General features: G+C 58.6%; 7 protein-coding genes. 3 read left to right on the plus strand and 4 right to left on the minus strand.

What is annotated here, in order from left to right:
* Window positions 1-2: 2 nt before the first annotated feature.
* From ACR0KL_RS03615 to ACR0KL_RS03625, 3 genes are all read right to left on the minus strand, one after another.
* The gene (locus tag ACR0KL_RS03615) at window positions 3-395 is read right to left on the minus strand and encodes a cytidine deaminase (RefSeq protein WP_170465629.1); all 393 of its coding nucleotides are present in this window, start codon (window positions 393-395) and stop codon (window positions 3-5) included.
* Window positions 396-478: 83 nt separating this feature from the next.
* Window positions 479-1,582, minus strand: coding sequence for a cupin domain-containing protein (locus tag ACR0KL_RS03620; protein WP_170676680.1), 1,104 nt, complete (start codon window positions 1,580-1,582; stop codon window positions 479-481).
* Window positions 1,545-2,249 carry a hypothetical protein gene (locus ACR0KL_RS03625; protein ID WP_170552672.1) on the minus strand — a complete coding sequence of 235 codons (705 nt, stop codon included), beginning with the start codon at window positions 2,247-2,249 and terminating at the stop codon, window positions 1,545-1,547. The genes ACR0KL_RS03620 and ACR0KL_RS03625 overlap by 38 nt, the downstream gene beginning before the upstream one ends.
* 163 nt (window positions 2,250-2,412) lie before the next feature.
* Between ACR0KL_RS03625 and ACR0KL_RS03630 the strand changes: the two genes are divergently transcribed.
* From ACR0KL_RS03630 to ACR0KL_RS03640, 3 genes are all read left to right on the plus strand, one after another.
* Window positions 2,413-4,686: an NADP-dependent malic enzyme gene (locus ACR0KL_RS03630; RefSeq protein WP_170641064.1), complete on the plus strand. Its 2,274-nt coding sequence runs from the start codon at window positions 2,413-2,415 to the stop codon at window positions 4,684-4,686.
* A 268-nt stretch (window positions 4,687-4,954) separates the two neighbouring features.
* On the plus strand, window positions 4,955-6,844 hold the full coding sequence (prpE, locus tag ACR0KL_RS03635; protein ID WP_480776637.1) for a propionate-CoA ligase PrpE: 1,890 nt from the start codon (window positions 4,955-4,957) through the stop codon (window positions 6,842-6,844).
* 63 nt (window positions 6,845-6,907) lie between these two features.
* The gene (locus ACR0KL_RS03640; RefSeq protein WP_170676684.1) at window positions 6,908-8,347 is read left to right on the plus strand and encodes an amidase family protein; all 1,440 of its coding nucleotides are present in this window, start codon (window positions 6,908-6,910) and stop codon (window positions 8,345-8,347) included.
* Between the two features lie 263 nt (window positions 8,348-8,610).
* Here ACR0KL_RS03640 and ACR0KL_RS03645 read toward each other — a convergent pair whose 3' ends face one another.
* A complete protein-coding gene (locus tag ACR0KL_RS03645) occupies window positions 8,611-9,417 on the minus strand; it encodes an NAD kinase (protein ID WP_170676686.1) in 807 nt (268 codons plus the stop codon).
* Window positions 9,418-9,654 lie beyond the last annotated feature (237 nt).

The raw sequence follows: 9,654 nt of genomic DNA on the forward strand, positions 1-9,654 counted from the left end.
GATCAGCTGTCCTGCATATGCGAGGCGTCAAATGCGCCGGGCAAAAGCTGTCCGATCGTGGTTTCCAACTCGGCGCCGTCGGTTGTCGCCAAGGTGACCTTTACATCCCGCGCGCCGAACTCGGCCAGTTTCTGACGGCAGCCACCACAAGGCGGCACCGGCTGCGGGCTTTGGGCAACGACATAGACCTCGGCCAGCTCGGTTTCACCCGAGGCGACCATGGCGGCAATTGCGCCTGCTTCGGCACAGGTGCCTTCGGGATAGGCCACGTTTTCTACGTTGCATCCAACATAGAGCGTCCCTGATCCCGACAGGATCGCCGCGCCCACTTTGAAGTTCGAATAAGGCGCATGGGCGTTTTCGCGGACCTTCAAGGCGGCATCTTTAAGCGACATGGCGATTCCCCATTTTTGATCAGTTGGTCAGAAATTCAGACCCTATCGGAAAACGTGGGGCGATTAGAAGCCCCACCGCGCATTTATTCCAGAACCGTATTGAACACCCCCGGCAAGGTCACCTCGAGCAGTTCAACATCGTCAGAGGGCTGCGACAAGCGTGTGCGCATCCCCGGTGGTATCACAAAGGCATCCCCTTGCTCCAGTTGATAGGGGTCACGGCCTTCGCCCTCCAGAGTGACCTCTCCGCTCATGACGAAGGTGAAATGGATGTCGGTGTCGTGGCTGGCCCAGACCGGATCACCCTGCCCGCGCCGGACGACCTGAACACCGGCGACCCCTTTGGTGTTCTCGGCAATCGTGGTGTCGCGGCAGGTATAACCCGGCAGTCGGAACGGCACCCAATCCGCATCTTTCGCCTGATTGTAAACAAAGCGTTGCCCTTGCCATTCCCGGTCGGGGCGCAGATGCGGCGTCGGCAGTTCCATCTCGTGATCAATTTCGGTGACATGTTCGGCCGGAACGCCGATCTCGATCACCTGCACATTGTCCGAGGCTTCCAGCACGCGGTGGCGGATTTCGGGAGGCTGGATGAAGCAATCCCCGGCGGTCAGACGCAATTTGTCGCCCTGATCTTCGTAAACGACATCGACCCAGCCATGTATGCAGAAGATCAGCTGAAACCCGACCTTATGGAAATGCACCATATCCGGAACAGGGCCGCCATCGGGGATGCGAATATGACTGGCAATGATCGACCCGCCCAAACGATCCGGCACCAGATCGCGATAGTGCATCCCGGCCCTTCCGATGATCCACGGTGCTTGGTCCTTGAGCCTGCGCACGACAAAGGAATGCACCGTTTCGGGCATCACCAGAGGGGGATCGAGATCTTCGATTTCGATACGCGTTCCATTCGGAGCTACCAGAACCCGATCCCCATTGGCAAAACCCTCAGGGTTCTCGGTCAGAATACGTAAAGTGCCGGGGGTTTCGGGCGCATCCTTCTCGATCCGCAACCTTAGGCCATGGCCGGAAAAAACAGCAGTTCGAGGATCGTCAGCAGGATAGATCATATCCATCTGCATCCCCAAAACCTTGGTGTAGAACGGAATATCGTCGCGCAATTCCTGCGTAGGCAAACGGATTTCAGCGCGGGTGCTCGCCGCGTGCGCTGTCTGGGTCATGCAAGCTCTCGTCAGTCGGTTCTTTCGGCCATCCGATCAGAACCGACGCCAGAATGCCAATCGAAAAATACATCTCGAGCGTTTCTTCCAGAACAAACAGCCGTATCTTCATAACCGAGGACATCGTGGCCTCATACAGGCCCGAGATTTCTTCGAGCCCCTGCGCCACAACTGCGGCCACTCCGGCAAGCACAAAGATCGCAAGGAACGGCGCCTGAACTCTGACCGCCCGCCACGCGTTGGGAATGCCGTGCCAAAGCACACCCCCCAGCACGACGACCGCCAGGGCGACACGCACGAGCGTCATGTCCAGCAGACCGTCCAAGCCGCTTAGCACCCCGAATGGCACAGAGCCTTCGGCGTAAATATCCGCCTCAAGCTCACGCTCCGCCAGAAGCAGGCACCCCACGCCGATGTAAAGCCGCGCTAGCCCTCGATATTTGACCAAGGCCACTACCCCAGCCGTAAACAAGCCAGCCGCCGAGATCGTCTCGATCAATCCGCCTTCTTGGTTGAATACCTCAGCCTGCAACGGGAACAGGGCAATACACCCGAGGATCAGAGCCGCAACGCCGAGCGCAGCCCAGAACCAGAACCGGTCCACCCCAAAGCGGAAACGGGATGGTGGAAACACCTCGGAAGGTGTCATTTTGAGATCGTTGGGCATTTTGGTGTCTCAGAACAATTCGCAGGAGTTTGCGGTTTGTAAAAATTTTGCGACAATTAATCAAGGAAACGGTCGGGTTCTGCCAAGCGTCAGACGCGGCATAGCCAAGTCGAAAAAAATAGTTTAAGGCTAAATCAAATTTTGCAGGGGAGCTTTACCGCCGATGTCTGACACACCCAGCTTGCGGCAGGCCGCGCTTGACTATCACGCTCATCCCAAGCCCGGAAAGCTTGAAATCAAGGCCACGAAGCCGATGGCAAACGGCCGGGATCTGGCCCGCGCCTATTCGCCGGGCGTGGCCGAGGCCAGTCTTGAGATCAAGGCCGACCCCTCGAACGCGGAACACTATACCGCACGCGGCAACCTTGTGGCCGTCGTGTCGAACGGAACGGCTGTTCTAGGTCTAGGCAATATCGGTGCCCTCGCCTCGAAACCGGTGATGGAAGGCAAAGCCGTCCTTTTCAAGAAATTCGCCGGGATCGACTGCTTCGACATCGAGGTCGACCAGCCCGACCCCGAAAAACTAGCCGATGTCGTCTGCGCTCTGGAACCGACCTTCGGCGCAATCAACCTTGAAGACATCAAAGCCCCCGATTGCTTCATCGTCGAAAAGCTGTGTCGCGAGCGCATGAACATCCCCGTTTTTCACGACGATCAGCACGGAACCGCAATTGTTGTCGGGGCCGCGGCCCGCAATGCATTGCACGTCGCCGGCAAGAAGTTCGAGGAAATAAAAATCGTTTCGACCGGCGGTGGAGCGGCCGGGATCGCCTGCCTCAACATGCTGGTCAAACTTGGCGTCAAGCGCGAGAATATCTGGCTGTGCGATATTCACGGGCTGGTCTATGAGGGTCGCGCCGAGGATATGAATCCGCACAAAGATCAGTTCGCCCAGAAATCCGACCTACGCACCTTGGACGACGTGATTGGTGGGGCCGATCTGTTTCTGGGCCTAAGCGGCCCAAATGTTCTGACGCCCGAGATGGTCGAGAAAATGGCTGACCGCCCGATCATCTTCGCTCTGGCCAACCCGACGCCCGAAATCCTGCCCGAAGCCGCGCGTGAAGTCGCGCCTGATGCGATCATCGCGACCGGACGCAGCGATTTTCCCAATCAAGTCAATAACGTGCTATGTTTTCCATTCATCTTCCGCGGCGCATTGGATGTCGGCGCAACCGAGATCAATGACGAGATGCAGATTGCCTGCGTCGAAGGCATTGCCGAATTGGCCCGCGCCACCACAAGCGCCGAGGCCGCCGCTGCCTACAAGGGTGAGCAACTGACGTTTGGCCCGGACTACCTGATCCCTAAACCCTTCGATCCACGCCTTGTGGGGATCGTATCTTCGGCGGTCGCCAAGGCCGCAATGGAGAGCGGCGTTGCCAAACGTCCGATCGACGACCTTGAGGCCTACAAGGAAAAGCTGAACCAGACCGTCTTCAAATCTGCCCTTCTTATGCGCCCCGTGTTCGAGGCCGCCGCAGCCTCAAGCCGCCGGATCGTCTTCGCCGAGGGCGAGGATGAACGTGTATTGCGCGCTGCACAGGCCATCCTTGAGGAAACGACCGAAACTCCGATCCTGATTGGCCGCCCCGAAGTGATCGAGGCCCGCTGTGAGCGTCTCGGCCTGGTCGTCCGTCCCGGCAAGGATCTGCAGATTGTGAACCCGGAAAACGATCCGCGCTACTACGACTACTGGAACTCATACCACCAGATCATGCAGCGCCGCGGCGTCACACCCGATCTGGCCAAAGCGATAATGCGCACAAATTCCACAGCGATAGGCGCTATCATGGTTCATCGCGGCGAAGCCGACAGCATGATCTGCGGCACGTTCGGCGAATACCGCTGGCATTTGAATTATGTCGAGCAGGTTCTGGGCACGCCTGACCTGCGCCCACATGGGGCTTTGTCACTGATGATTCTCGAGGACGGCCCTCTATTCATCGCCGACACTCATGTACGGCAATTGCCGAATCCGGCGGAACTTGCCGAGATCACGCTGGGCGCAGCCCGCCACGTGCGGCGTTTCGGGCTTGAGCCCAAGATTGCCTTCTGCTCGCAGTCGCAGTTCGGCAACCAGGCCGAAGGCTCGGGCAAGCGACTGCGTGAGGCAATTGCCATTCTGGACAGCGAACCGCGCGACTTCACCTATGAAGGCGAGATGAACCTGGACACGGCCCTCAACCCAGAACTGCGTGAACGCATTTTCCCCGCCTCACGCCTTGAAGGTGCCGCGAATGTCCTGATCTTCGCGCATGCGGATGCCGCAAGCGGCGTGCGCAATGTTTTAAAGATGAAAGCCGACGGAATCGAAGTTGGTCCGATCCTGATGGGTATGGGCAATAAGGCACATATCGTGACCCCTTCGATCACCTCAAGGGGGCTGCTGAACATGGCAGCGATCGCGGGCACGCCCGTAACCCACTACGGCTAGGGCGGCTAGTTCAACACCAGACATCCTGTGGGTGTCTGGCTGTCCGACTCAACCAATATCCTTTGCACTCATAGATTTGCAGGTTTGCAAAACCTTACTCTCGACCTGCTAAATTCCATAAAATCTTGAGGTTTGCAAAAATTTGCAGGCTGTTTTTAGCCATCCTGCAAATATTTTGCGATAAACTGACGCGCCGTCACTCGCGCCGCTTGCCCACTGCCCTATCGCTGCCTAACAACAATTGCAGTGATTTTGGGAGGAGGGCCTGATGGCATATCAAGACGTTTACGATGGCTGGAAAAACGACCCCGAGGCGTTCTGGATGGATGCCGCCAAAGGCATTGATTGGGTCTCGGCCCCCAGCAAAGCCTTGTTCGCCGACAATGCCCCTCTGTATGAATGGTTCAGCGATGCGCAGGTCAATACCTGCTGGAACGCCGTCGACCGCCACGTGGAAAATGGGCGTGGCGAACAGACCGCCATCATCTATGACAGTCCAATCACCCATACCAAGCGCGAAATCTCGTATGTCGAGATGCGGAACCGAGTGGCAACGCTGGCTGGTGCGCTGCGCGCCAAAGGCGTTGAAAAAGGCGACCGTGTCATCATCTACATGCCGATGATCCCCGAAGCGCTCGAAGCGATGCTGGCCTGTGCCCGTCTGGGCGCGGTGCATTCGGTGGTGTTCGGCGGCTTTGCCAGCAACGAACTGGCTGTGCGGATCGACGATGCCAAACCCAAGGCCATCATCGCCGCCTCATGCGGGTTAGAGCCGGGTCGCGTGGTTCACTATAAACCTCTGCTGGACGGCGCCATCGACCTAGCCAGCCACAAGCCCGAGTTCTGCGTCATCTTCCAGCGCGAACAGGAAGTGGCACGCCTGATCGAAGGACGCGACTTCAACTGGCATGGCTTCCAATACGGCGTCGAACCTGCCGAATGCGTGCCGGTCGCGGGCAATGATCCAGCCTATATCCTTTACACCTCCGGGACCACAGGCGCGCCCAAGGGCGTTGTGCGCCCGACCGCCGGGCACCTGGTTGCGCTGAACTGGTCGATGAAGAACATCTACAATGTCGATCCGGGCGATGTGTTCTGGGCCGCCTCGGATGTGGGTTGGGTCGTTGGGCACTCCTACATCTGCTACGCCCCGCTGATCCACGGCAACACCACCATCGTGTTCGAGGGCAAACCCGTCGGCACCCCCGACGCAGGCACCTTTTGGCGGGTGATCTCCGAACATAACGTGCGCAGTTTCTTCACCGCCCCCACCGCGATCCGCGCGGTCAAGCGAGAAGACCCTAAGGGCGAGTTAATTGGCAAGTACGATCTGTCCGGCCTGCGCGCGATGTATCTTGCAGGCGAACGCGCTGACCCCGATACCATCACCTGGGCACAGGATGCGCTGAACGTTCCGATCGTCGACCACTGGTGGCAGACCGAGACCGGCTGGGCCATTGCAGGCAACCCGCTGGGGATCGAGGAACTGCCCATCAAACTGGGATCTCCGGCCAAGCCGATGCCAGGCTATGACGTTCAGATCCTAGACGAGGGTGGCCATCCGCTGAAACCGGGCGAGCTGGGCGCGATTGCGGTCAAGCTGCCGCTGCCTCCGGGCACTTTGCCAACGCTGTGGAACGCCGAAGAGCGGTTCAAAAGCTCGTACCTGAACCACTTCCCCGGCTACTATGAAACCGGCGATGCGGGCATGATCGACGAGGATGGTTACCTCTATATCATGGCGCGCACCGATGACGTGATCAACGTGGCGGGCCACCGCCTGTCGACCGGCGGGATGGAAGAGGTCCTGGCCGCCCACCCCGACGTCGCCGAGTGCGCAGTGATCGGTGTGTCGGACCAGTTGAAAGGCCAGATGCCGGTGGGCTTCCTGTGCCTGAATACCGGTGCCGACCGCGACCATGCCGAGGTTTCGAACGAAGTTGTCAAGATGGTCCGAGACAAAATCGGCCCTGTGGCTGCCTTTAAACTGGCCGTGGTGGTGGACCGCCTGCCCAAGACCCGCTCGGGCAAGATCCTGCGGGGCACCATGGTTTCGATTGCCGATGGCAAAGAGTACAAGATGCCCGCGACCATCGACGATCCCGCCATCTTGGACGAGATCAAGGACGCGTTGCAGACGATTGGCTACGCTCAGTAACCCGAGCCCCCTCTTGCAACCTGAAACAGGCCCCTTACTGTCTTGCTAAGACAGTGAGGGCCCATGACTCAAAGCAAAATCTGGCAACTCAGCGCCACTGAGCTGACCACCCTGACCCGCAACGGCGATGTAAGCGCTGAAGACGCTGTTGCCTCCTCCATCTCTCGCATGAATGCCGTCAATCCCGATCTGAATGCTGTGGTCGAGGATCTGAGCCAGCAGGCCTTGAAACGCGCGCGCGCCTTGGATCACGCACGGGCAGCTGGGGCACCGACCGGGCCGCTGCACGGGGTGCCGGTAACCATCAAAATCAATGTCGACCAGAAAGGCCACGCCACGACAAACGGGGTCGTAGCGCTGAAAGATGTCATCGCCCCTGATGACGCGCCGGTTGTGTCAAACCTTCAAAATGCCGGAGCCATCGTGATCGGTCGGACCAACACGCCCGAGTTTTCCTTCCGCGCCGACACCGACAATCCGCTTTATGGGCGCACGCATAACCCTTGGGGGCGTCATATCTCGGCCGGAGGGTCATCGGGCGGTGCCGGGGCGGCCGTCATGGCCGGGATCGGCGCGTTGGCGCATGGAAATGACATTGGCGGAAGCCTCAGGTTTCCGGCTGCCGCCAACGGAGCGGTGGCAGTCAAACCCGGCCTTGGTCGCGTTCCCGCCTGGAACCCCAGCCAAACGGCCGAGCGAGGAATACTCGCCCAATCCATGTCCGTTCAGGGCCTGATCACCCGATCCGCAGCCGACCTGTCCCTGTCGATGCCCAGCCTGATCGCCCCGGACCCGCGCGACCCGTTTCATGTTCCTCTGCCATGGCGGGGTGAGGCTCTGGACGCTCCGATCAAAGTGGCCTTTACCAAGAACACATTCGGATATGCCCTGCATACAGAGGTCGAAAAGGCGCTGGACACCGCGCGCGACGCGCTGGTCGATGCGGGCTATCTGGTTGACGAGATCGACCCCCCTGATGTCTTCGAATGCGGTCGCATCGGATACCGAACATTGATGGGTGAGGTTCTGACCCTTCTGAAATCCGATATCCAAGCGGCCGGCTCCCAAACCATCCAAGATATCTTCGAGGTCTATTTTCAGGAATTTCCGCCCATCATTGAGACCGAGCTGCTGCAAATGCTCGCCAAACGCAGCCATTATGCCCGTGAATGGTCCCTCTTCCTTGAAGACTACCCTCTGGTCCTGTCTCCCTTCTTGCCTCAACCCTTTTTCAAGCCGGACCGCGACACTGAAGGGGCCGAAGGCGTGCATGAGGTTCTGGGCTGCGCGGTCTATTCCTATGCGATGAACTTCCTTGGCCTGCCCGCCGCCTGCGTTCCGGCAAGACTGGCAGAATTGCCCAACGGCCTGCAGCCCATCAATGTTCAGATCGCAGCGCGTCGTTGGCGTGAAGATCTGGCGGTCGAGGCGGCGGCGGCGATCGAGGCGCGGGTCGGGCAGATGTGCAAGCCTCTTTGGGAGCGAATGACCCGCTCCGACTGACCCCCCCCAAAAAAAGAATCGACCCCGGGTTTTTGTGCCCGGGGTCCGCTTGCTTAAATATGCCTGGATTTCAGATAACGAGCGTGGCACCACCCACCCTCGCCAGCGCAAAAAATGCGCAAGTATGTCGAAAACGCTGTTTGGTGGCCACTCACTCCCACCTAAGCGTGTTCTCCAGGCAAGATCACATTACCTATCGCACGCTCACCCGCATGTGAACTTGTTCACACAAGGAAAAATTATTTTTCAAAACTGACGAAATTCTAAGTGAATTGTTCAGAAATCAGGCGCTCTTCAAGGCCATGTCCGGGGTCGAAAAGAATGCGATGGGTGATCTCGGATTCCGAGCAGATTTCGACCCAATCAATGTCAGGAAAGGAAATAGAATCGGCATCGGCCATTACCGGGCGTTTGTCGGCATCCAGCACGTCTATGCGAACTGTTGCGGTTTTGGGCAGCAAGGCCCCGCGCCACCGACGGGGTCGAAATGCAGCAATCGCGGTCAGGGCCAACACATCCGCCCCGATCGGCAAAATCGGACCATGGGCTGAGTAGTTATACGCGGTCGATCCCGCAGGCGTAGACAGAAGCGCGCCGTCACAGACAAGCTCTCCCATCCTTTCGCGGCCATCGACGCTGATCTTCAGACGCGCCGCTTGTGGACCTGCGCGCAACAGTGACACTTCGTTGATCGCCAGCGCTTCATGCAGTTTCCCGGATTGATCCATGGCGCGCATGGCCAGAGGGTTGATGACCTCCACCTCGGCATCATCGAGACGTTCCAAGAGATCGGTGTCAGAATAGGTGTTCATCAAGAACCCGATGGTCCCGCGGTTCATCCCGTATACCGGCGCATCGAGGTGCTGCATGTTCTTGAGCGTGCGCAGCATGAACCCATCGCCACCCAGCGCCACCACCACATCCGCATCGCGCGGCGCGGCATTTCCGTATTTGGCGACCAGGACCTCGCGGGCTGATTGCGCGACTTCAGCCTCGCTTGCGAGAAAAGCGATTCTCTTTTTCATTTTTTCCGGTTTCCGGTGCTGCACATTTGGTTCCGAAACAAACATACCTTTCCCCAATAGGCCAGAGTTGACGCCCACGCGGCGCAATTCGTCGCTTTAAAGCTGTTGCCTCGGCAGGGTTTCCGATAGGAAATCCGCAAGCAATACCCCAGACATGTGGAGCTATCATGAACGCCAATCTCCGTGACACAGGTTTTTTCACCCAGTCTTTGTCGGACCGTGATCCTGAGCTTTTCGGTTCGATCACGTCCGAGCTGGGCCGTCAGCGCGACGAGATCGAGC

Source organism: Ruegeria sp. C8, from assembly GCF_056537565.1.